The 22,159-nt window shown below is 67.7% G+C and carries 22 protein-coding genes; 10 read left to right on the forward strand and 12 right to left on the reverse strand.

Annotated elements, in window-relative coordinates; all coding sequences use genetic code 11:
- Positions 1-27 precede the first annotated feature (27 nt).
- Together sucD and sucC are read right to left on the reverse strand one after the other, a co-directional pair.
- Positions 28-930, reverse strand: a complete 903-nt coding sequence (gene sucD, locus ABQE89_RS17950) for a succinate--CoA ligase subunit alpha (protein WP_448418999.1) — start codon at positions 928-930, stop codon at positions 28-30.
- Positions 931-943: 13 nt separating this feature from the next.
- The gene (gene sucC / locus ABQE89_RS17955; protein ID WP_448419001.1) at positions 944-2,110 is read right to left on the reverse strand and encodes an ADP-forming succinate--CoA ligase subunit beta; all 1,167 of its coding nucleotides are present in this window, start codon (positions 2,108-2,110) and stop codon (positions 944-946) included.
- 247 nt (positions 2,111-2,357) lie between these two features.
- Here sucC and ABQE89_RS17960 point away from each other — a divergent pair, with 247 nt between their 5' ends.
- On the forward strand, positions 2,358-3,428 hold the full coding sequence (locus ABQE89_RS17960) for a M23 family metallopeptidase (protein WP_448419003.1): 1,071 nt from the start codon (positions 2,358-2,360) through the stop codon (positions 3,426-3,428).
- Positions 3,429-3,437: 9 nt separating this feature from the next.
- Positions 3,438-3,947: a hypothetical protein gene (locus ABQE89_RS17965; protein ID WP_448419005.1), complete on the forward strand. Its 510-nt coding sequence runs from the start codon at positions 3,438-3,440 to the stop codon at positions 3,945-3,947.
- Here the strand turns inward: ABQE89_RS17965 and pcrA are convergent.
- A complete protein-coding gene (gene pcrA / locus ABQE89_RS17970) occupies positions 3,944-6,283 on the reverse strand; it encodes a DNA helicase PcrA (RefSeq protein ID WP_448419007.1) in 2,340 nt (779 codons plus the stop codon). The two genes, ABQE89_RS17965 and pcrA, sit on opposite strands and share 4 nt — an antisense overlap.
- A 199-nt stretch (positions 6,284-6,482) precedes the next feature.
- Between pcrA and ABQE89_RS17975 the strand changes: the two genes are divergently transcribed.
- The gene (locus ABQE89_RS17975) at positions 6,483-6,785 is read left to right on the forward strand and encodes a chorismate mutase (protein WP_448419009.1); all 303 of its coding nucleotides are present in this window, start codon (positions 6,483-6,485) and stop codon (positions 6,783-6,785) included.
- A gap of 7 nt (positions 6,786-6,792) precedes the next feature.
- On the opposite strand, the gene ABQE89_RS17980 is transcribed toward ABQE89_RS17975, so the two are convergent.
- Positions 6,793-8,784, reverse strand: a complete 1,992-nt coding sequence (locus tag ABQE89_RS17980) for an acyltransferase family protein (RefSeq protein ID WP_448419011.1) — start codon at positions 8,782-8,784, stop codon at positions 6,793-6,795.
- 58 nt (positions 8,785-8,842) lie between these two features.
- A complete protein-coding gene (locus tag ABQE89_RS17985) occupies positions 8,843-10,291 on the reverse strand; it encodes an NAD-dependent succinate-semialdehyde dehydrogenase (RefSeq protein WP_448419013.1) in 1,449 nt (482 codons plus the stop codon).
- A 48-nt stretch (positions 10,292-10,339) separates the two neighbouring features.
- Between ABQE89_RS17985 and pgi the strand changes: the two genes are divergently transcribed.
- Positions 10,340-12,007, forward strand: a complete 1,668-nt coding sequence (gene pgi / locus ABQE89_RS17990; protein WP_448419015.1) for a glucose-6-phosphate isomerase — start codon at positions 10,340-10,342, stop codon at positions 12,005-12,007.
- A gap of 3 nt (positions 12,008-12,010) precedes the next feature.
- Here pgi and ABQE89_RS17995 read toward each other — a convergent pair whose 3' ends face one another.
- The 5 genes from ABQE89_RS17995 to cobF are packed head-to-tail and all read right to left on the reverse strand — an operon-like array spanning position 12,011 to position 15,188.
- Positions 12,011-12,328, reverse strand: a complete 318-nt coding sequence (locus ABQE89_RS17995; protein ID WP_448419017.1) for a hypothetical protein — start codon at positions 12,326-12,328, stop codon at positions 12,011-12,013.
- 46 nt (positions 12,329-12,374) lie between these two features.
- A complete protein-coding gene (locus tag ABQE89_RS18000; protein WP_448419019.1) occupies positions 12,375-13,124 on the reverse strand; it encodes an SDR family oxidoreductase in 750 nt (249 codons plus the stop codon).
- Positions 13,125-13,133: 9 nt separating this feature from the next.
- A complete protein-coding gene (locus tag ABQE89_RS18005; protein WP_448419021.1) occupies positions 13,134-13,997 on the reverse strand; it encodes an Fpg/Nei family DNA glycosylase in 864 nt (287 codons plus the stop codon).
- A gap of 19 nt (positions 13,998-14,016) precedes the next feature.
- On the reverse strand, positions 14,017-14,409 hold the full coding sequence (locus ABQE89_RS18010; RefSeq protein ID WP_448419023.1) for a phage holin family protein: 393 nt from the start codon (positions 14,407-14,409) through the stop codon (positions 14,017-14,019).
- A 29-nt stretch (positions 14,410-14,438) separates the two neighbouring features.
- Positions 14,439-15,188, reverse strand: coding sequence for a precorrin-6A synthase (deacetylating) (cobF, locus tag ABQE89_RS18015; protein ID WP_448419025.1), 750 nt, complete (start codon positions 15,186-15,188; stop codon positions 14,439-14,441).
- Between the two features lie 126 nt (positions 15,189-15,314).
- Here cobF and ABQE89_RS18020 point away from each other — a divergent pair, with 126 nt between their 5' ends.
- A complete protein-coding gene (locus ABQE89_RS18020; protein ID WP_448419027.1) occupies positions 15,315-16,205 on the forward strand; it encodes an AurF N-oxygenase family protein in 891 nt (296 codons plus the stop codon).
- Positions 16,202-16,474, forward strand: a complete 273-nt coding sequence (locus ABQE89_RS18025) for a DUF4873 domain-containing protein (RefSeq protein WP_448419028.1) — start codon at positions 16,202-16,204, stop codon at positions 16,472-16,474. Before ABQE89_RS18020 ends, ABQE89_RS18025 begins: the two co-directional genes overlap by 4 nt.
- Before the next feature lie 4 nt (positions 16,475-16,478).
- On the opposite strand, the gene ABQE89_RS18030 is transcribed toward ABQE89_RS18025, so the two are convergent.
- Positions 16,479-16,751: a DUF4235 domain-containing protein gene (locus ABQE89_RS18030; RefSeq protein WP_448419030.1), complete on the reverse strand. Its 273-nt coding sequence runs from the start codon at positions 16,749-16,751 to the stop codon at positions 16,479-16,481.
- Between the two features lie 60 nt (positions 16,752-16,811).
- On the opposite strand from ABQE89_RS18030, the gene ABQE89_RS18035 reads away from it, so the two are divergent.
- On the forward strand, positions 16,812-17,687 hold the full coding sequence (locus ABQE89_RS18035) for an LLM class flavin-dependent oxidoreductase (protein ID WP_448419032.1): 876 nt from the start codon (positions 16,812-16,814) through the stop codon (positions 17,685-17,687).
- A 13-nt stretch (positions 17,688-17,700) separates the two neighbouring features.
- Here ABQE89_RS18035 and ABQE89_RS18040 read toward each other — a convergent pair whose 3' ends face one another.
- On the reverse strand, positions 17,701-19,971 hold the full coding sequence (locus ABQE89_RS18040; RefSeq protein WP_448419034.1) for an ATP-dependent DNA ligase: 2,271 nt from the start codon (positions 19,969-19,971) through the stop codon (positions 17,701-17,703).
- Positions 19,972-20,002: 31 nt separating this feature from the next.
- Between ABQE89_RS18040 and ABQE89_RS18045 the strand changes: the two genes are divergently transcribed.
- The 3 genes from ABQE89_RS18045 to ku are packed head-to-tail and all read left to right on the forward strand — an operon-like array spanning position 20,003 to position 22,155.
- A complete protein-coding gene (locus tag ABQE89_RS18045; RefSeq protein ID WP_448419036.1) occupies positions 20,003-20,236 on the forward strand; it encodes a hypothetical protein in 234 nt (77 codons plus the stop codon).
- A gap of 17 nt (positions 20,237-20,253) precedes the next feature.
- The gene (locus ABQE89_RS18050) at positions 20,254-21,210 is read left to right on the forward strand and encodes a carbohydrate kinase family protein (RefSeq protein ID WP_448419038.1); all 957 of its coding nucleotides are present in this window, start codon (positions 20,254-20,256) and stop codon (positions 21,208-21,210) included.
- A gap of 9 nt (positions 21,211-21,219) precedes the next feature.
- Positions 21,220-22,155, forward strand: a complete 936-nt coding sequence (gene ku / locus ABQE89_RS18055; RefSeq protein WP_448419040.1) for a non-homologous end joining protein Ku — start codon at positions 21,220-21,222, stop codon at positions 22,153-22,155.
- Positions 22,156-22,159: the final 4 nt, after the last annotated feature.

The raw sequence follows: 22,159 nt of genomic DNA on the forward strand, positions 1-22,159 counted from the left end.
GTGCGCGCAGAAAAGGCCGCGGAACCGCTATTGGTTCTGCAGGATCTCCCGGGCCAACCGGGCGGCCTCCGACGGGGTCTTGCCGACCTTGACGCCCGCGGCCTCCAGCGCTTCCTTCTTGGCCTGCGCGGTGCCCGACGAACCGGACACGATGGCGCCCGCATGGCCCATCGTCTTGCCTTCCGGCGCGGTGAAACCCGCGACGTAGCCGACGACCGGCTTGGAGACGTTGGCCTTGATGTAGTCGGCGGCACGTTCCTCGGCATCGCCGCCGATCTCGCCGATCATCACGATGACCTTGGTGTCGGGGTCCTTCTCGAACGCCTCGATCGCGTCGATGTGGGTGGTGCCGATCACCGGGTCGCCGCCGATGCCGATCGCGGTCGAGAACCCGAAATCGCGCAGTTCGAACATCATCTGGTAGGTCAGCGTGCCGGACTTCGACACCAGGCCGACCGGACCCGGGCCGGTGATGTTGGCCGGGGTGATACCCGCCAACGCCTCGCCGGGCGTGATGATGCCGGGGCAGTTCGGTCCGATGATGCGGGTCTTGCTGCCCTTGTGCACGTTGTAGGCCCACGCATAGGCGGTGTCCTGCACCGGGATTCCCTCGGTGATGACGACCAGCAGCGGGATCTCGGCGTCGATGGCCTCGATGATCGCGTCCTTGGCGAACTTCGGCGGCACGAAGACCACCGACACGTCGGCGCCGGTCTCCTTCATCGCCTCCGCAACGGTGCCGAACACCGGCAGTTCGACGTCATTGCCGTCTTTGTCCTTGTGCGACACGGTGGTTCCGGCCTTGCGGGCGTTGACGCCGCCCAGCAGCTGCGTGCCGGCCTTGAGCATCAACGCGGTGTGCTTGGTGCCCTCACCGCCGGTGATGCCCTGGACGATGACCTTGGAGTCCTTGTTCAAAAAGATAGACATGGGTCATAGCTCCTTAAGACTTGTTCGCCAGCTCGGCGGCTTTGTCAGCACCGGCGTCCATGGTGTCGGCCTGGATCACCAACGGGTGGTTGGCCTCGGCCAGGATGCGGCGGCCCTCCTCGACGTTGTTGCCGTCCAGGCGCACCACGAGTGGCTTGTTCGCCTCGTCACCGAGGATCTTCAGCGCGTTGACGATGCCGTTGGCGACGGCGTCGCATGAGGTGATGCCGCCGAACACGTTGACGAACACACTCTTGACCTGTTCGTCGTTGAGGATGACATCCAGACCCGCGGCCATCACCTCGGCCGAGGCGCCGCCGCCGATGTCGAGGAAGTTGGCCGGCTTCACGCCCCCGTGCTTCTCGCCGGCGTAGGCGGTGACGTCCAGCGTCGACATCACCAGACCGGCACCGTTCCCGATGATGCCGACCGCCCCGTCGAGCTTGACGTAGTTGAGGTCGTGCTCCTTGGCCTTGAGCTCCAGCGGATCGGTGGCGTCACGGTCCTCGAACTCGGCGTGCTCGGGATGGCGGAAGTCGGCGTTGCCGTCGAGGGTGACCTTGCCGTCCAGCGCCAGAATCTGATCGTCGGGAGTACGCACCAGCGGGTTGACCTCGACCAGCGTCGCGTCCTCGGCGACGAAGACCTCCCACAGCTTGGCGATCGTCACCGCCGCGGCGTCGAGCACCTCGGCGGGCAGGTGGCCCTTCTCGGCGATCTCGCGGGCGAACGCCTCGTCGACGCCCTTGATCGGGTCGACGGGCACCTTGGCCAGCCGTTCGGGCTTGGTCGCGGCGACCTCTTCGATCTCCATACCGCCCTCCACCGAGCACATCGCCAGGTAGGTGCGGTTGGCCCGGTCGAGCAGGAACGAGATGTAGTACTCCTCGGCGATGTCGCTCGCCTCGGAGACCAGCAGCTTCTTGACGATGTGGCCCTTGATGTCCAGGCCGAGGATGTTCTGTGCATGGGTGAAGGCGTCGTCGGCGGTGGCGGCGTACTTCACACCTCCGGCCTTACCGCGGCCGCCGGTCTTGACCTGTGCCTTCACCATGACGGGCTTGCCGATCTCGGTGGCGATCGCCTTGGCGTCCTCGGCGGTGACGGTCACCCGGCCGGGGGTGGTGGGCACGTTGTGCTTGGCGAAAAGCTCTTTCGCCTGGTACTCGAAGAGATCCATGGTCTCACTGTCTGTCGAACGCGGATGTCGAACGTTTGCCTGACGGGTTCGGGGGAACTTTATCCACACGAACTAACGGCTAAAAAACCGCCCACCTCTGATGTGGTCGATCTCACCGCCGCGCAATCGTGATAGACGTCACATTCAGCGACGGAATACTCACTTGGCTTGCCACCCGCTTCCCACTTTGGTTAACGTGCCTCTGGTCTAGATCACGTTTCGGTCACGACACAAAGGACTCCTCAGGTTGGCTCGGCACCGTTCGTCTCGGCTTCACGCAGGTCGACCGACGGACCAGCAAATCAACGGTCGCGTAACGCGTTTCCCCGAGACCGCCGCCGAGGTCACCGACATCATCCCGTTCAACGAATTCGGCCGGCTGGCTGAGTCGGACTTCCGCGCCAACAGCGCGTTCGACCGCGAGGCGCAGGTCGTTCACGCGCCGGAACTCGACGATCTCAACGACACCGACGACCAGACGCCCCTGCGGCTGGCGGTGCCCTCGGAGTTCCGGCCGGAGCCGGGGCAGGAGCGCCGGTCGACTCCGCGCGCGTACCGCGACAGCCACACCGACGTCAGCGACGGCGTCGCCGCGACCGACATCATCGCCATCGGCGGCCGCCGCGCCGCGCACCGCAAGGCCGAGGTCCCCGTGAAGGGCCGGCTGATGGTCGCCGCCATGGCCGTGGGCGCCACCGCGGCGGGCGCGTACACGATGGTCAACGCCACCGACAAGGCCCCCGCGGACACGGTGCTGGCCGCGGACACGGCGGCGATCGGCGGCGGCATGATCACCGGATCGGCCGACGGCATGCAGGTGGTGGCGGTGGCGCCGGCGGCCAGCGCGGCCGTGCACGCCGAGGAGATCGTCAAGGCCGCGGCGTTCGCGCAGGAGCGCGCCGAGCGCGAGGCCAGGTTGCAGCGGCCGATGTTCGTGATGCCCACCCGCGGCGTGTGGACGTCGGGCTTCGGCTACCGCTGGGGCGTGCTGCACGGCGGCATCGACATCGCCAATTCCATTGGCACGCCGATCCTTGCGGCCTCCGACGGGGTGGTGATCTCGGCCGGTCCATATGCCGGCTACGGCAACATGGTCAAGCTGCGGCACTCCGACGGCACCGTGACGCTCTACGGCCACCTCAGCTCGGTGATGGTCGACATCGGCCAGCGGGTGTGGGCGGGTGACCAGATCGCGAAGATGGGCAACACCGGCAACTCGACGGGCCCGCACCTGCACTTCGAGGTGCTGCTCAACGGCACCGACCGCGTCGACCCGGTCGGTTGGCTGGCCAAACGCGGACTCGGCCCCGGCGACTAGTCTGGCCGGGTGGCCGGCGACGACACCCCGCAGACCTCGATCATCCGGCGTCATCCCACCGGGCAGATTCCCGCGGCGGCCGCAGATCCTCAGACGACGTACATACCGCGGGCCAGGCCCGTCGCTGTGGGCCCGGCGGGCGCGAAGGCAGCCAATCCCAAGGGGGCCATCGCCACGGCCGTGGTGACGATCCTGGCGGGTTGGGCGACGGCCGTCATCGCCACCGATCTGATCACCGGCTGGTGGAACTCCGACCCGTTGTTCTGCGTGGCCGTCGGCTTCCTGGCCGCGGTGTCGGCGGCGGCGAGCATCGCCGGCCTGATCGCGCTGCTGCTGCGCCGCCGGATGAGCCGACTTCTGATCGTCGTCGGCGCGGTGGTGGCGCTGCTGATCTTCTCCGCCCTGTTCGTCGCGGGCGCGAAACTGCCTCCGGTGGTCTATGCCATCCCGGTGCTGCCGGTGGCCACCGTCGCCCTGGTGCTGCTGCCCGCGACTCGACGCTGGGCGCGGTCGGGCTAGAGCTTGGTGATCGGGGCGTGGTTGTGCATCAGCTTGACCCGGCCCGCACTGCCGAAGTCGATCAGCGACATGGCCGACTCCCCGACCCCGGTGACCTCTTCGACGCGGCCGAGGCCGTACTTGTCGTGGCTGACCCGATCGCCGGGCTCGAGCACCACCAGCGGACGCTTCGACGCCGAACGTGACGGCGCGGGCCGTCGGGACTCGGGCGTGCCGAACCGGCCGGCACCGCTGACCGGGGCGGGCAGCGACGGGCCCGGATCGGTGCGCCGCCAGTCGATCAGGTGCTGCGGGATCTCCTTGAGGAACCGCGACTCGGGGTTGAGCATCGGCTGCCCCCACGACGAGCGGACCTTGGCGCGGCTGACGTAGAGCCGTTGACGCGCACGGGTGATGCCGACGTAGGCCAGTCGGCGTTCCTCGGACAGTTCGGTGGGGTCGCCCAGCGCCCGCATGTGCGGGAACATGCCGTCCTCCCAACCGGTCACGAACACCACCGGGAACTCCAGCCCCTTGGCGGTGTGCAGGGTCATCAGCGTCACCACACCTGCGCCGTGCTCCGGCAGTTCGTCGGCGTCGGCGACCAGCGACACCCGCTCGAGGAACTGCGCGAGCACACCGGTGTCCGGGATGTCCTCGTCGGCGGGGTCCAGCTCCCCGGTGGCCTCCGCGTTGGCCAGGTCGATGCTGAACTCGTGTGCGACGCTCACCAGTTCGTTCAGGTTGTCCAGCCTCGCGAGGTCCTGTGGATCACTTGATGATTCGAGCTCTGCGCGATAACCGGTGCGGTCCAGCACCGCCTCGACGAGCTCGCCGAGTTCGTCGTCGAGGCGCCCGCGCAGCCCGTCGAGCAGTTCGACGAAGGCCGCGATGCACTTCTCCGCGCGGGTGTTGAGCATCGGGACCTTGCCCTCGGCGGCCGCCTGCAGGGCATCGTTGAACGACAGCCCGGTGTTCTCGGCGTAGACCGCCACACACGCCTCGGCGCGGTCACCGATGCCGCGCCGCGGCGTGTTGAGGATGCGGCGCATGCTGACCGCGTCCCCGGGATTGTCGAGCACCCGCAGGTAGGCGACGATGTCGCGGATCTCCCTGCGCTCGTAGAACCGGACGCCGCCGACGACTTTGTAAGGGATGCCGGAGCGGATGAAGATCTCTTCGAGCGCACGCGAGGAGTTGTTGGTGCGGTAGAACACCGCGACGTCGTTGTAACTGCCGCCCTCGTCGACGAGCGCGTCGATCTCGCCGGCCACGAAACGCGCCTCGTCGTGCTCGTTGTCGGCGACGTAGCCGACGATCAGGTCCCCTTCTCCGGAGTCGGTCCACAACCGCTTCTCCCGCCGCCCGGCGTTGCGGGCGATCACCGCGTTGGCGGCGTTGAGGATGTTCTGCGTCGAGCGGTAGTTCTGCTCCAGCAGAATCGTTGTGGCGTCGGGGAAGTCGCGTTCGAAGTCCTCGATGTTGCGGATCGTCGCGCCGCGGAAGGCGTAGATGGACTGGTCGGCGTCACCGACCACGCACAGCTCGGCGGGCGCCACCGCGGCGGGATCGTCGGCCGGGCCCGCGGTGCCGACCAGTTCTCGCACCAACACGTACTGCGCGTGGTTGGTGTCCTGATACTCGTCGACGAGGATGTGCCGGAACCGCCGCCGGTAGTACTGCGCGATCTGCGGAAACGCTTGCAGCACACCGACGGTCTCGCCGATCAGGTCGTCGAAGTCCAACGCGTTGGCCGCCCGCAGCCGACGCTGGTACTCGGCGTACACCTCGGCGATGATGCCCGGCAGTTCCTCGCCGGCCTCCGACGCCTCCGCGGCGGCCTGCTCGGGCCCGATCAGCTCGTTCTTGTAGTTGGAGATGCCGTTGGCCAGCAGCCGCGGTGAGTACCGCTTGGTGTCCAGCCCCATGTCCTTGCCGATCATCAGCAACAGCCGTCGCGAGTCGTCGGCGTCATAGATCGAGAAGTTCGAGTTCAGCCCCGGCAGCAGCGAGGCCTGGTTGCGCAGGATCCGCACACAGGTGGAGTGGAATGTCGACACCCACATCGAGCGCGCACGCGGGCCCACCAACTGCACGACCCGCTCGCGCATCTCGGCGGCGGCCTTGTTGGTGAACGTGATCGCCAGCACCTGGCCGACGCCGACGTCGCGGGCGGCCAGCAGGTAGGCGATGCGGCGGGTCAGCACCGCGGTCTTGCCCGACCCCGCACCGGCGACGATCAGCAGCGGCGAACCCTCGTGCAACACCGCGCGGCGCTGCTGCGGGTTGAGTCCGTCGAGGAGTTGGTCTGCGGCCGAAGAAGCCGGAGAGGAAGTGGCCGGCGAAGAAAGAGACATATCGCTGTCGAACTTACCGCTGAGCAGCGACACTTTGCGCCCGCGTGGCCTTTGGTGGCACACTCGATGGGTGCTCACGCAGCAAGGACGATTTTTTTACGGGTACCGGCCAGCGGTCCCCGTGGTTTAGCTGCTCAAAAGAGCCCCGCGGTCCGCTTTCGGATCCGGGGCTCCTCTCTTGTGTGAGGCCCGAAACCGGATGAGACCGACACCCCCACACAACGAGAACGCGGAGAATCCCATGTCCACACCGCCCGTCGAGATGAACATCGATGACCTGCGGCAGGAGATCGACCGGCTGGACGCCGAGATCCTGGCCGCCGTCCAGCGCCGCACCGAGGTCTCCAAGCTCATCGGCAAGGCCCGGATGGCCTCCGGTGGCACCCGTCTGGTGCACAGCCGCGAGATGAAGGTCATCGAGCGCTACAGCGTGCTCGGGCCCGACGGCAAGGACCTGGCGATGCTGCTGCTGCGCCTTGGCCGCGGCCGTCTCGGCCACTGACGCCGGCCTACTTGCGCAGCGCCTCGGTCAGCCACGGCGTCAGCCATTCCACGGCCTCGGGCGTGGGGTGCACGCCGTCGCTGCGGATCCGGATGCCGTCGATGCGGTTGGTGTAGCCGCCGTCCGGGCCGAGCTTGCGGTTGAGGTCCAGCACGGTCACGTTCGGCCGGTGCTTGACGACGCTGCGCAGCAACGCGTTCCAGGCGTCCGCGCGGTCGGGGTCGTCCTCCGGGTACAGGCTGCCGTCGGGCCGTTCGGCGCGCCGGTTGTAGGGCTGCGTGGTGACGATGATCTTCGCGCCGGTCGAGCCCAGGATGTCCAGCGCCCGGTTGAGTTCACCGCGCAGGTAGGCGTCGTAGCCCGGTTCGCCGACGTGGGCCCAGCGGCCTTCGTTGATCCGGTCGACGACCTCCCAGCGTCCGATGATCAGCAGCACCCGGTCGGGGCGTTCGTGGTTGATGCGTTGCGCCCATCGGCTCGGCCAGGTGTCGCATTCGGGTTTCTGGTTGAGGGTCTCGCCGACGTAGCGGTAGGGCCCGCCGCGGGCGATGCCGCAGCCGATCGTGGTGTGGTTGCTCAACGCCAGGCCGGGGGTCGGCGGCAGATACCGCATCAGCGTCCAGGCCACCGAGTCGCCGAACACCGAGACGGTCCGGGTGCCCGGCGCGTGCTGCACGGGCGTGCGCACCTCGACCGGCACCTCCGGGCCGACCAGCGCTGCGGAGTCGATGCTGTCGCGGGCCGGCTGCTCGACGGTGACCCCCACCGGCAGCACCGTCATCGTGATCACCGCGGCGGTGGCGGCCGTCGCGCCGGCCAGGGGCAGCATCGGGACGATCACCGGGCGCCAGCGGCGGACGGGCTGCTCCAGCAGCCACCAGGACGCCGCGGCCACCGCCACCGTCACCGCGCAGCGAAGCACGAACAGCGGCCAACCCGACCACCCCGTGCGTTCGCCGTTGAGCGCCAGAAATATCGGCCAGTGCCACAGGTACACGCCGTAGGAGATCGCGCCCAGCCCCACCAGGGGCCGCCACGCGAGCACCCGGGCGACGGGCCCGTCCTGTTCCAGCGCCACCCCCGCGACGACGAGGACGGCGGCCAGCGCCACCACGATCAGCAGACCGCGGCGGAAGTCGTCGGCGCTACCGGTGGCGTAATGCACCGCCGCGCCCAGCACGGCCAGCCCGACGAACGGCGCGATGCGGGCCGCGATGTGCCCCCAGCGCGTCCGGATCAGCGAGCCGCCGTCGACGAGCACCGACCAGTCCCGCACCAACAGGGCCGCCGCCGCGGCGCCGACGAGGATCGCCTGCACCCGGGTGTCGGTGCCGAAGTAGACCCGGTTCAACTCGGCGGCTCCGGCGTCGGTGGTCAGCACGATCGCCGCGGTCGCCGACGCCACCACGCCGACGCCGGCCAGCACGAACACGGCCAGCCGCAGCTGCGCCCAGAACAGCGCGGCCACGGCGATCACCACCACCGGCCAGATCAGGTAGTACTGCTCCTCGACGCCGAGTGACCAGGTGTGCTGCAGCGGCGACGGCGGCGCGCCCTGGGCGAAGTAGTCGGTGCGCTGTGCGACGAACACCCAGTTGGAGATCCAGAAGAACGCGGCGACGGCATCGTCGCGCAGCGATGCGGTGGACTCGGAGGTGAAGAACTCACGGCAGGCCACCACCGCGAGCACCATGACGAGCAGCGCGGGCAGCAGGCGACGGGCCCGGCGAATCCAGAAGTCGGTGAGGCGGATTCGCGCGGTCCGCCGGTATTCGTCGAGCAGCAGCGAGGTGATCAGGAATCCGCTGAGCACGAAGAACACGTCGACGCCCAGGAAGCCGCCGCTCACCCCGGGGATGCCGCCGTGGTCGGCGAGCACGAGCGCGACCGCCACGGCGCGGATGCCGTCCAGGGCGGGGATCTGGCCGCGCGCACGCGAGGAGCCGTGGCCCGAAAGCGGGCGGCGATCAGCGGGCGCGACGAAACGACGCGCATTCACTCGGGAAATCTTGCCCGCGCCGACGGACCCGTGGTGGCAGGCGCGGCGGCGTGTCGAGCTATTTCGTCAGCGCGATGTACTTGGTCTCGAGGTACTCCTCCATGCCCTCGAAACCGCCCTCGCGACCGAAGCCGGATTCCTTGACCCCACCGAACGGCGCGGCCGGATCGGAGATCACGCCGCGGTTGATGCCCACCATCCCGGATTCGATGGCCTCGGCCACCCGCAGCGCGCGGTCCAGCGACCGGGTGTAGATGTAGGCCGCCAGACCGTACTCGGTGTCGTTGGCCGCCGCGATGCCCTCGTCCTCGGTGTCGAAACCGGTGATCGGCGCGACGGGACCGAAAACCTCCTCTCTGAGGATGCGGGCGTCGGCGGGCACATCGGTGAGCACGGTGGCCGGGTAGAAGTTGCCGGGGCCGCCGGGGGCGGTGCCGCCGACGGCGACGGTCGCCCCGCGCGACACCGCGTCGGAGACCAGTTGTTCGACAGTGGCGACCTGCTTGGCGTTGATCAGCGGCCCCAGCGTGGCCGCCTCGTCGAGGCCCTTGCCCAGGGTGAACTCGCTCATCCGCTTGACCAGCTTGTCGGTGAACTCCTCACGCACCGCGTTGGCCACGTGGAAGCGGTTGGCCGCGGTGCACGCCTCGCCGCCGTTGCGCATCTTGGCCAGGATCGCGCCGTCGACGGCCGCGTCGACGTCGGCGTCGTCGAACACCACGAACGGCGCGTTGCCGCCGAGTTCCATCGACGTGCGCAGCAGCTTGTCGGCCGATTGTCTGACCAGTGCCTTGCCCACGCCCGTCGATCCGGTGAAGGTCAGTTTGCGCAGGCGGCCGTCGTTGACCAGCGCCTCGGTGACGGGCCCGGGACTCTTGGTCGGCAGCACCGACAGCACGCCCTTGGGCAGCCCGGCCTCGTCCATCAGCTTGGCCAGCAGCAGCATGGTCAGCGGGGTTTCCTGCGCGGGTTTGACGATCATCGTGCAGCCGGCGGCGAAGGCGGGGCCGATCTTGCGGGTGCCCATCGCCAACGGGAAGTTCCACGGGGTGATCGCGTAGCAGGGTCCGACGGGCTGCTTGGTCACCAGCACGCGACCGGTGCCCGCCGGGCTGTGTGTGTAGCGACCCGCCACGCGCACCGCCTCTTCGGCGAACCAGCGGAAGAACTCCGCGCCGTATTTGACCTCACCCATGCTCTCGGGCAGCACCTTGCCCATCTCCAGGGTCATCAGGGTGGCGACGTCCTCGGCGCGTTCGGTGATCTTCTCGAATACCGCGCGCAGGATCTCGCCGCGGTCGCGGGGCGGGGTCCCCGCCCACTCGGCCTGCACCGCACACGCGGCGTCCAGCGCGGCCACCGCGTCGTCGGCGGTGGCGTCGGCCACCGAGGCCAGCACCTGATCGTCGGACGGGTCCAGAACGTCGAACCTGGCGGAGCCGTCGCGCTCCTCGCCTCCGATCCACAGGCCGGTGGGCACTGACGACAGCAACTTGGCGGTATCCATGACTCTTCCTTACACCCTCGACCAAGTGCTCGCACTAGTGTCGTGCCCATGACGGTCGACCCCCAGCAGATTCCCGACATCACCGCGACCACGGCTTGGCAGGCCCTGCAACGGCATCACAGCGAGGTTCGCGATATACACCTGCGCGAGCTGTTCGCCGACGATCCGCAGCGCGGCACCGAGCTGACACTGTCGGTCGGCGACCTCTACATCGACTACAGCAAGCATCGCGTCACCCGCGAGACGCTGTCGCTGCTGGTGGCCCTCGCACGCACCGCGAACCTCGAGCAGCGTCGCGACGCGATGTTCTCCGGGGCGCACATCAACACCTCGGAGGACCGGGCGGTGCTGCACACCGCGCTGCGGCTGCCGCGCGACGCGGAACTCAGCGTCGACGGGCGCAACGTCGTCGCCGACGTCCACGCGGTGCTCGACAAGATGGGTGACTTCACCGACCGGCTGCGCAGCGGCGAGTGGACCGGGGCCACCGGCCAGCGCATCGAAACCGTCGTCAACATCGGGATCGGTGGCTCCGACCTCGGCCCGGCGATGGTCACGCTGGCCCTGCGCCACTACGCCGACGCCGGCATCCAGGCGCGGTTCGTCTCCAACGTCGACCCGGCCGATTTGGTGGCCAAACTCGACGGACTCGACCCGGCCACAACGCTTTTCATCATCGCGTCCAAGACGTTCTCGACGTTGGAGACGTTGACCAACGCGACCGCCGCGCGGCGCTGGCTGACCGACGCCCTCGGCGATGCGGCGGTGTCCAAACACTTCGTCGCGGTGTCGACCAACGAGAAACTCGTCGACGACTTCGGCATCAACACGGCGAACATGTTCGGCTTCTGGGACTGGGTGGGTGGCCGTTATTCGGTCGACAGCGCGATCGGGCTGAGCGTGATGGCCGTGATCGGCCGGGAGCGGTTCGCGGAGTTCCTGTCCGGTTTCCACATCGTCGACGAACACTTCCGCACCGCGCCGCTGGAGGCCAACGCGCCGGTGCTGCTCGGCCTCATCGGGCTGTGGTACAACGAGTTCTTCGGCGCGGAAACCCGTGCGGTATTACCGTATTCGAATGATCTGGCCCGCTTTGCCGCCTACCTCCAGCAGCTGACCATGGAGTCCAACGGAAAGTCGGTGCGGGCCGACGGGTCACCGGTGACCACCAGCACCGGCGAAATCTTCTGGGGCGAGCCGGGAACCAACGGCCAGCACGCGTTCTACCAACTGCTGCACCAGGGCACCCGGCTGGTGCCCGCGGATTTCCTCGGGTTCTCCCAGCCCACCGACGATCTGCCGACCGCCGACGGTGCGGGCAGCATGCACGACCTGTTGATGAGCAACTTCTTCGCCCAGACGCAGGTGCTGGCGTTCGGCAAGACCGCCGAGGAGATCGCCGCCGAGGGCACTCCGCCGAATGTGGTGCCGCACAAGGTGATGCCGGGCAACCGGCCCACCACCTCGATCCTCGCGACCAAGTTGACGCCGTCGGCGCTGGGGCAGTTGATCGCGCTCTACGAACATCAGGTCTTCACCGAAGGGGTCATCTGGGGCATCGACTCCTTCGACCAGTGGGGGGTCGAACTCGGAAAGACCCAGGCCAAGGCGCTGCTACCGGTGATCACCGGTGACGCCTCGCCTGCCCCGCAGCCGGACTCCTCGACGGACGCGCTGGTGCGGCGTTACCGCACCGAGCGCGGCCGCCCGAGCTAGGCGTCAGGGCGCGGGAATCGTGGCGCATCCGACATTCGGGATGCACCCGCTGGCGCCGTCGGGCCCGGCGGACCCTGACGGCCCGAACGGAATCGCGCCACTGGCGCCCTCAGGGCCGGCCTGACCAGCGGGCCCACCCGGAATCGCGCCCGCGGCGCCCTCGGGACCGGCGGTTCCGACGCTCGCGCACGGGGTGCCGTCGGCGTTGACGCACGGCGGTGGGGGCGGCGGATTCGCACCGGCCAGCGGTGCGAAGGCAATGGCTGAGGCGGCCGCCCCGACGAACAGAATCGGCATCTTCTTCATCAGTGTTGGCATCATGGCAATCGGCTACCACGATCACGAAACGGTTAAACATCAAGGGCGGCTAGGCAAACGGCTTGACCAACCGCGGCGGCAGGACCCGCATGAGCTGCGCGAGCGGCGCCCAGGGCCACCACGGCACAGCGGCCCGGCCGCGTTCGCGTTCGATCGCAGCGACCATCGCCCTGACCCCGGTTTCGTTGTCCACCATCAACATCGTGGTCTCCGAGGCGGCCGTCATCTCCGATTCGATGTAGCCGGGCTCCAGGGTCGTCACCGTGATGGGGCCACTGGCGTACTCGGCGCGCAGGGACTCCCCCAGCGACGACACGCCCGCTTTGCTGGCGGCATAGGCGGCCTTCACTCCAGGTACACCCTTATTGCCCAGAACCGACGAGATCAAAACCAGGTTTCCGCCACCGGCTTTCTTGAACATCTCGATCGCGGTCTCGATTTGTACAAGCGCCGCAACGAGATTGGTCTCGATGGTGGCCTTGTTGGCCCACAGCTTGCCTGAACCCAGGCGTGCGCCCTTGCCGACGCCCGCGTTGACGATGATCCGGTCGATGCCGCCCAGTTCGTCGGAGAGCTCGGCGAACACCTTCGGCACCTGCTCGTGGTCGTTGACGTCGAGGGCGGCCACCGCGACCGTGATGCCGGGGTACCGCCCGAGCAGTTCGGCCCGCAGTTCCTCGAGCCGGTCGGCGCGGCGGGCACACAGCGCGAGGTCGCGTCCCTTGGCCGCGAAAGCCCGGGCCATGCCCGCGCCCAGGCCGGAGCTGGCACCGGTGATCAAGATCTTGCGACGAGTCACGCCGCCAGACTATTTCAGCAACCGGGACAGCCGCCGGTCGGCCAGCACCTTGCCGCCGGTCTGGCAGGTCGGGCAGTACTGGAACGACTTGTCGGCGAACGACACCTCGCGCACGGTGTCGCCGCAGACCGGGCACGGCAGACCGGTGCGCGCGTGCACCCGCAGCCCGGAGCGCTTCTCGCCCTTGAGTGTCGCGGCGCCCTGGCCGACCGAGCGACCCACGGCGTCGGTCAGCACCCCGATCATCGCGTCGTGCAACGCCGCGAGTTGCGCCTCCGAGAGCTTGTTCGCGGTGGCGAACGGGCTGAGCCGGGCGACGTGCAGGATCTCGTCGCTGTAGGCGTTGCCGATGCCCGCGATGACCTTCTGGTCGGTGATGACGGTCTTGATCCGCCCGGTATTGCCCGCCAGCGCCGCGGCCAGGCCGTCGGGGTCCAGCGACAGCGCGTCAGGCCCCAGCGCCGCGATGCCGGGCACCGTGGTCGGTTCGCCGACCAGCCATACCGCCAGGCGCTTCTGGGTGCCCGCCTCGGTGAGGTCGAAGCCCGGCGCATCACCTGGTACACCCAGGTGCACCCGCAGCGCGATCGGGCCCTTACCCGGTCTCAGCGGCGCGGCGGCCAGCTTGTCCGACCAGCGCAGCCAGCCGGCCCGCGACAGGTGCGCGATGAGATGCAGGTCGCCGACCTGCAGGCCCAGATACTTGCCCCACCGGCCCGCATCGGTGACGGTCTGACCGTGCAACACGTTGATGGCCGGGTCGAAGGTCTTGAGCACCGAGAACGCCGACACGTCGATGCGTCCGACGGTCAGCCCCACCGCATGGCGGCGCAGGTGGTCGGCGAGCGCTTCGATCTCGGGCAGTTCGGGCATGGGTCCAGTGTGCCGGTGGTCAGTCCCGCACGCTGCGCCCCACGATCAGCGAGAGCAGCCAGCTCACAATCGAGAGCACGATGGCCGCCCAGATGGCCGTCCACCAGAAGTCGTCGATGTAGAGGCCCCAGCGGGTGGTGTGCTCGGTGATCCACGACGTGATCCACAGCATCAGCGCGTTGATCACGATGTGGAACAGCCCCAACGTGAGGATGTAGAGCGGGATCGAGATGATCTGGACGATCGGCTTGACGAACGCGTTGACCACCCCGAAGATCACCGCCACCACGAAGACGATGCCGACTTCCTGCAGCCGCGAATTCGCGCCCACGAACGTGATTCCGGGTACGACGAGGGTGACCACCCACAGCGCGAGGCCGGTCAGTGCGGCGCGGAGCAGGAACGATCCCATGGCGCTGATCTTGCCACGCGGCGGGCGACTTAGGGCCGCAGCAGATAGGTGTCCATGATCCAGCCGTGCTCGGCGCGGGCCCGCGCGCGCAGGTCGGCGATGGCCTCGCCGACCTCGCCGACGGTGCCCGACACCAGCAGTTCGTCCGGGGTTCCGAGGTAGGCGCCCCACCAGATCCGGGTCTGCGGTGGGCAGGTCAGAAACGAGCAGTCCCCGTCGAGCATCACCACCGCGCTGCCGGACAGTGCGCCCTCGCGCAGCTGCCGCCCGGTGGTGATGAGCACGGGTTCGCCGATGTCGTTGAGCGGGATGCGATGTCGGGCGGTGAGCACCTGGATCGCGGTGATGCCGGGGATCACGTCGTAGTCGATGTCGACGTGGGTCGCGACGGTTTCCAGGATCCGCAGTGTGCTGTCGTAGAGCGACGGGTCACCCCACGCCAGAAACGCGCCGACGCCACCGGGCGCCAGCTCGGTCTCGATCGCCTCGGCCCACAGCCGGGCGCGTTGCGCGTGCCAGTCCGAGACGGCCCGCCGGTAGGCCGGACTGTCGGACGGCGTTCTGTCCCGTGGCGGATCGGGCAGTTCGACGAACCGGTAGCCCGGCCGTTGGATGTAGCGCTCACAGATCAGCCGGCGCAGCGCCACCAGATCGCTCTTCTGCTCGCCCTTGTCCATCGCGAAGAAGACCTGTGTGTCGTTGAGCGCGGCGACCGCCTGCGCCGTCACGTAGTCCGGGTCGCCTGCGCCGACGCCGATGACATGTATCCGCCGAGTCACGCTCGCGAGTATGCGGCAGCGCCCACCCCGGCCCACACTGGTGCTACCGCAAGTACCTCATACCGCAGGTATTGACAACTTCGGTCGCGGCTCCTTACGGTTGTCTCACCCAGGAGGAGGTCAACGATGACCGCGCCCACGCGTGCACAGTTCGCCGAGCGCCTGCTGAGCGGCTCAGTCAAGAAGTCCTATGCGCCGATCGTCGACATCGACTGGGACGCGCCGCTGGATCCCGACAAGTTCTTCCTGCCACCGAAGACCGTGTCGCTCTACGGCACGCCGCTGTGGGACGCGATGACGCGCGAGCAGCAGATCGAGTTGTCCCGGCAGGAACTGGTCAACACGCTCTCAGCGGGCATCTGGTTCGAGAACATTCTCAACCAGGCGCTGCTGCGCAAGATGATGCATCGGGATCCGACCGCCAGCACCACGCACTACGCGCTCACGGAGTTGGGCGACGAGACGCGGCACATGGTGATGTTCGGCAAGGCGATCGAGCGGGTCGGTGCGAAACCGGTGCGGCCCAGGTATTACCAGCGCGTCATCATCAACATGCTTCCCTTCGCCTTCCAGGGACCGGCGCTGTGGGTGGCCGCCCTGATCGGTGAGGAGATCTTCGACTCGTTGCAGCGCCAGATGATGGACGACGACGAACTACAGCCGATGGTCCAGCGCCTGATGCGCATTCACGTCGCCGAGGAAGCCCGCCACATCCAGTTCGCCCGCGACGGGCTGCGCAGGCGCACTCCGCACATGCGCCGCCTGCCGAAGTTCCTGGTGGCCAACGTCAACGGGCTCGGCGGGTATTTCTTCCGCTTCCTGTTCACCAACAAGGTCCAGTACAGCCGGGTGGGTCTGGACGGCCGCGCGGCGCGGCGGGTCGCCCGCAACAGCGCGCACCGCCGCGAAACCCAGATCCTCGGCTTCGCGCCGCTGGCGGCGTTTCTCGAAGAGGTGGGGCTGATGGGCCCGATCGCCCGGCGGATGTGGCGTCGCAGCGGGTTCCTGCCGCAATGACCTCGGTGTACGACGGACCCGCGCAGATGCGTGTCGACGATCGCGACCACACCGTGCGGGTCCGGCTGACCGGCCACTTCGACCCTATCGACGGCCGATACCACTGGCGCGGAATGGTTTTCGACTGGACACCGCAGGGTCCCGTCCGGTTTCCCCAGCAGGTCGACGTGCGCATCGGAGAGCGCAGCGCCTCGGCTCAGCTCGTCGAGGTCACGCCGTGGGGCACCCACAGCGTGGCCGGTGTGGGCGCGCCCCCCTATCCGGGGTGACGTCTCACTCGGGGCTGCGGTGGGTCACCGCGCGGTAGCCGTGCGCACCCGCGCGATCGACGGCCGCGCGCACCAGTCCGAACACCAGCCCCTGCAGCGCGGCGGCGGTGATCGCCTCGCGGGCGGACCGGTCGAGGTCCTTCGGGTCGGGCGGTTCGCGATCCGACGGGTTCACCCGCTGCCAGACCTCGGTGAAGACCTTGCTCGCCAACAGTCCGCCTCCGACGCTGATCGCGATCTGAAGGGGCATGTACATGGCTTTGGAAACCGCGCTCATGCCGATCAACGTTCCCGCCTCGGCGGTTCCTAAACGCTTTTTGAACCCTAGGATGGCGGCGTGCGATTCACCTATGCCGAAGCGATGACGGATCCGAAGTACTACATCCCGCTCGCGCAGGCGGCCGAAGCGGCCGGATTCCATGCCATGACGATCGCGGACAGCCTCGCCTATCCGTACGAATCGGACTCGACCTACCCCTACACCGAGGACGGTGGCCGCGAGTTCCTCGACGGCAAGGAGATCATCGAGGCGTTCGTGTTGGCCAGCGCGCTGTGCGCGGTGACGACGACGCTGAAGTTCAACATGTTCGTGCTCAAGCTGCCGATCCGCCCGCCGGCGCTGGTCGCCAAGCAGGCCGGTTCGCTGGCCGCGATGTTCGACAACCGGTTGGGTATGGGCGTCGGTTCCAGTCCCTGGCGCGAGGACTACGACCTGATGGGTGTGCCGTTCGCGCGTCGCGGCAAGCGCATGGACGAGTGCATCGAGATCATCAAGGGCCTCACCACCGGCGAGTACTTCGAATTCCACGGCGAGTTCTACGACATCCCCAAGACGAAGATGTCACCGGCGCCCAGCAAGCCGGTGCCGATCCTGGTCGGGGGGCACGCCGAGGCCGCCCTGCGCCGGGCCGCCCGAAACGACGGCTGGATGCACGGCGGTGGCGATCTCGGCGATCCGGCGGCCTTGGATTGGTACATCCAGCGGCTCAAGCAGATTCGTGATGAAGAGGGTCGCAGCGGGCCGTTCGAGATTCATGCCATGTCGCTGGACGCCTACAAGCCCGACGGCATCAAGCGGCTCGAAGACCGCGGCGTCACCGACATCATGGTCGGCTTTCGGATGCCCTACGTCGTCGGACCAGACACCGAGCCCCTCGAGAACAAGATCCGCAGCATCGAGAAGTATGCCGAAAAGGTGATCTCCAAGGTCTGACACGGGTGCTGGACTATTCCCACCGCACCTCGTCCGGACTCTTGTCTTCCCGCAGTCCGCGCCAACTCGGTTGGCGCAGACGGTCATCCGAGGTGCGTTCGCTGTAGCGCACTTCGCCGACGAGTTCGGGACGCACGAAAGTGACGCCCTTGGCGTCCTGGCGGGGCAGCGCGTCATTGAACGGGCTTTCATCAGTCTGCAGCGGGGTGAGGATCTTCTTGAGTTCGGCGAGGGCCTTGTCGGTGAAACCCGTGCCCACGCGACCGACGAACTGCAGTCCCCCGTCGGCCGGAATCCCGAGCATCAGCGAACCGATCCCGCTCGAGCGTCCGCCCTCGCCCCGGCGCCAACCGCCGATCACGACTTCCTGGGTGTTCCAGATCTTGTCCTTGATCCACGACGCCGACCGTCGGCCCGGCTGATAGGTGGAGTCGCGCTTCTTGGCGACCACCCCCTCCCATCGGTGTTCGCGGGCATGCTCGAGCGCCTCGGGCCCGTCACCGGGCAGCAGGTCGGGCACGATCAGGCCGCCGCCCTCGGCCAGGGTCTCGAGAAGTTTCCGCCGGTCGGTGTACTTCGCCCGCAGCAGCGATCGGCCGTCGAGGTGCAGGATGTCGAACGCCCAGAACTCGACTCGGGTGGAACGGGCCCGGTTCTGCATCTCGGAGAAGCTCGGCACGCCGGAGCGGTCGAGCGCCACCGCCTCGCCGTCGAGGATCACGTGGTGGTCGGCCAGATCTGCGGCCAGCGCCTCGAATTGGGGATACTCGCCGGTGACGTCGCGCCCGCGCCTGGAGCGCACGCTGAGCCTGCCGCGGTCGGCCTCCACGATGACGCGGTACCCGTCCCACTTCGCTTCGAACGCCCACTGGGCCGCCTTGAGTTTGGCCACCGACCCCTCGGTGGCCAACATCGGCGCGAGATCGCCCACCTGCGGCCGCTTTTGGTCCTTCATGCGATGGGCCAGCCAGTTCTTGCCGTCGGTCTGGATCAGCGCGTAGCGACCGTCGATCTTCTTGCCGTGCAGGGTGACGATGACCTCGCCGCCCTTCTCCGGTCCGTCCGGTGGATGGTCGTTGAACTTCTCGGTCTCGTATGTGCCGGTGTCCCAGATGACCATCTTCCCGGCCCCGTATTCGCCCTTCGGGATGGTGCCGTGAAACGTCAGGTACTCCAGCGGATGGTCCTCGGTGTGCACGGCGAGGTGGTTGACAGCAGGGGTGTCGGGCAGGTTCTTGGGCACCGCCCAACTGACCAGCACGCCGTCGCGTTCCAGCCGCAGGTCGTAGTGCAGTCGGCGGGCGTGGTGCTCCTGGATGACGAACAGGTTGTTGTCGCCGGTCTTGGGCGCCTTCTTCGGCACCGGTTCCGGCGTTTTCGCCGCATCGCGCATGCTGCGGTATTTCGTCAGCCGGTCCACCGACGGCAGCGGTTCGTCGAGGGCTTCGAGCAGGTCGCCCGTCGAGTCCAGGCGCTCCAGGACCTCGTCGAACCCGAGATGGCGCAGCTTCGGGTCGTGGATCTCGTCCCAGGTGCGCGGTGCGGCGACCATCGGATGTTCGCGTCCGCGAAGCGAATACGGCGCGATCGTGGTCTTGGCGGCGTTGTTCTGGCTCCAGTCCAGGAAGACCTTGCCGGTGCGCAGGCTGCGGGTCATGGTCGACGTGACAAGCTTGGGCATCGCTTTTTCCAGTTGCTGGGCAACACGTTTGGCCAGCACCACCGCGCCGCGTGAGCTGATCGGCTCGTCGAGCGGGGCGTAGAGGTGCAGACCTTTGCTGCCGCTGGTGAGCGGAAATGTCGTCAACCCGATATCGTCCATCAGTTCGCGCACCGCCGACGCCACCTCACACAGTTGCTTCATCTTGACGCCCTCGCCGGGGTCGAGGTCGAACACCAACCGGGTGGCCGGCCCCGGTTCCTCGGAGCCCGCGACAAACTGCCACTGCGGGACGTGCACCTCGAGCGCGGCCTGCTGGGCGATCCAGGCCAGGCCTTCGACGGTGTCGATGATCGGATAGGTCGTCGTTCCGGACCTGTGCACGATGGTGCCGCGGTCCAGCCAGTCCGGCGCCGAGGACGCGAGTTGCTTTTCGAAGAACGACGACTCATGCACGCCGTTGGGCCAGCGCTTGCGGGTGACGGGCCGGCCCGCGATGTGGGGCAGCATCGCCTCGGCCACGTTGATGTAGTAGTCGAACACCTCGGCCTTGGTGGTGCCCGTCGCCGGGTAGAGCACCTTGTCCGGATTGGTCAGCCTCACCCGACCGTACTGATCCACCACCTCACGGTATTACCCGCTGTAGCGTTGAACCATGAGCAGAATGCTGACGGCGTGCCTGCTGGCGGCGGCCGCGCTCGTGGTCGCGGCTCCGCACGCAGCGGCCGACCCCGAGGATCTCGTCCCGTACTGCTCCGGTGATCAGACGCCGATCGACAACAACTGCCGACCGATGGCCCATCAGGAGTTCACCCACGGTTCGGGCCTGGATCCCGACCTGCCGAGCGGTCTGGACCCGGCCAACCCCGCGGTGCTCGGCGGCGGATAGCCACGAAAGGATCTCCGATGAACTCGCCACGGGCCCTGGTGATCGGCGAGGCGTTGATCGACATCGTCGAACGCGACGGCCGGATCTCCGGTGAGCACGTCGGCGGCAGTCCGCTCAACGTCGCGGTCGGTCTCGCCCGGCTCGGCAGGCAGGTGGACTTCCTCACCCACATCGGCACTGACGCCCGCGGACGACGCATCGTCGAGCATGTCGAAAGCTCAGGGGTGCAACTGGTTCCGGGGAGCACCACCGCAAAGAGAACGCCGACCGCGGTCGCCACCATCGGTGCGGACGGGTCGGCCGATTACGTGTTCGACATCGACTGGCAGCTGACCGGCACCCCCGAGGTGGGACCGCCGCTGGTCACCCACACCGGGTCGATCGCGACGGTGCTCGAACCGGGTTGCCGGGCCACCGCCGCGCTGCTGGACACCTATCATCCGTCGGCGACGGTCTCCTTCGACCCGAACGTGCGTCCGGCGCTCATCGAGGACGACGCCGCCGCGCGCGGGCGCATCGACCGGCTCATCCAACGCAGCGATGTGGTGAAGGTCAGCGACGAGGACATGCGCTGGATCGATCCGGATCGCTCCCCCGAACAGGTCGCGACCACCTGGCTGGGGCTGGGCCCGTCGATCGTCGCGGTGACGATGGGCGGCCGCGGGGCGTTCGCGTTGTGCGCGAACGGAACGGCGCGGATGCCCGCCTATGACGTGGAAGTCGTGGACACCGTCGGTGCGGGGGATGCGTTCATGACCGGTCTGATCGACGCGTTGTGGTCGCTGGATCTGCTCGGCGCCCAGCGTCGTCGCGCGTTGGCCGACATCAGCACCGAGGCGTTGACCGACGTGCTGCGCACCGCCGCGCTGTCCTCGGCGCTGACCGTCGCTCGCGCCGGGGCTGACCTGCCCGATCGCGCCACCCGCGACGCTGCTGCGGCCGCGTGGGACCCATTGTCCCCTCAGCACCGCTAGCCTGGCGTAATGCGATCCATTTGGAAGGGTTCGATCGCCTTCGGCCTGGTGAATGTGCCGGTCAAGGTCTACAGCGCGACCGAGGACCACGACGTGAAGTTCCACCAGGTGCATGCCAAAGACAATGGGCGCATCCGGTACAAACGGGTCTGCGAGGTGTGCGGCGAAGTCGTCGAATACCGTGACATCGCCAGGGCCTACGAGTCCGATGACGGGCAGACGGTGATCATCACCGACGAGGACATCGCGACGCTGCCCGAAGAGCGCAGCCGCGAGATCGAGGTGCTCGAGTTCGTGCCCGCCAGTGACATCGACCCGATGATGTACGACCGCAGCTACTTCCTCGAGCCCGAGGGCAAGTCGTCGAAATCATATGTGCTGCTGGCCAAGACGCTGATGGAGACCGACCGGGTCGCGATCGTGCACTTCGCGCTGCGCAACAAGACCCGGCTTGCCGCACTGCGCGTGCAGGACTTCTCCAAGCGCGATGTGATGGTGATTCAGACGCTGTTGTGGCCCGACGAGATTCGTGATCCCGACTTTCCCGTGCTGGACAAGGAAGTCGACATCAAGCCCGCCGAACTGAAGATGGCCAGCCAGGTCGTCGAGTCGATGACCGACGACTTCAAACCCGACCGCTACCACGACGACTACCAGGACCAGCTCAAGGAACTGGTGGCGGCGAAACTCGAAGGCGGCGAAGCCTTTACCACCGAGGATCAGGAGCCGACCGAGCTCGACGAGAGCGAGGACGTCTCCGATCTGCTGGCCAAGCTGGAGGCCAGCGTGAAGGCGCGCCGCGGCGGCGGTGACAAAGAATCCGACAAGAAGGCGCCCGCGAAGAAGGCCCCGGCCAAGAAGGCCGCGAAGAAGTCGGGGGCATCCAAGTCTGCGAAGAAGACCCCCGCGAAGAAGTCGGCGAAGAAGACCGCCGCCAAGAAGTGACGGA

It is taken from the genome of Mycolicibacterium sp. XJ1819 (genome assembly GCF_053483675.1).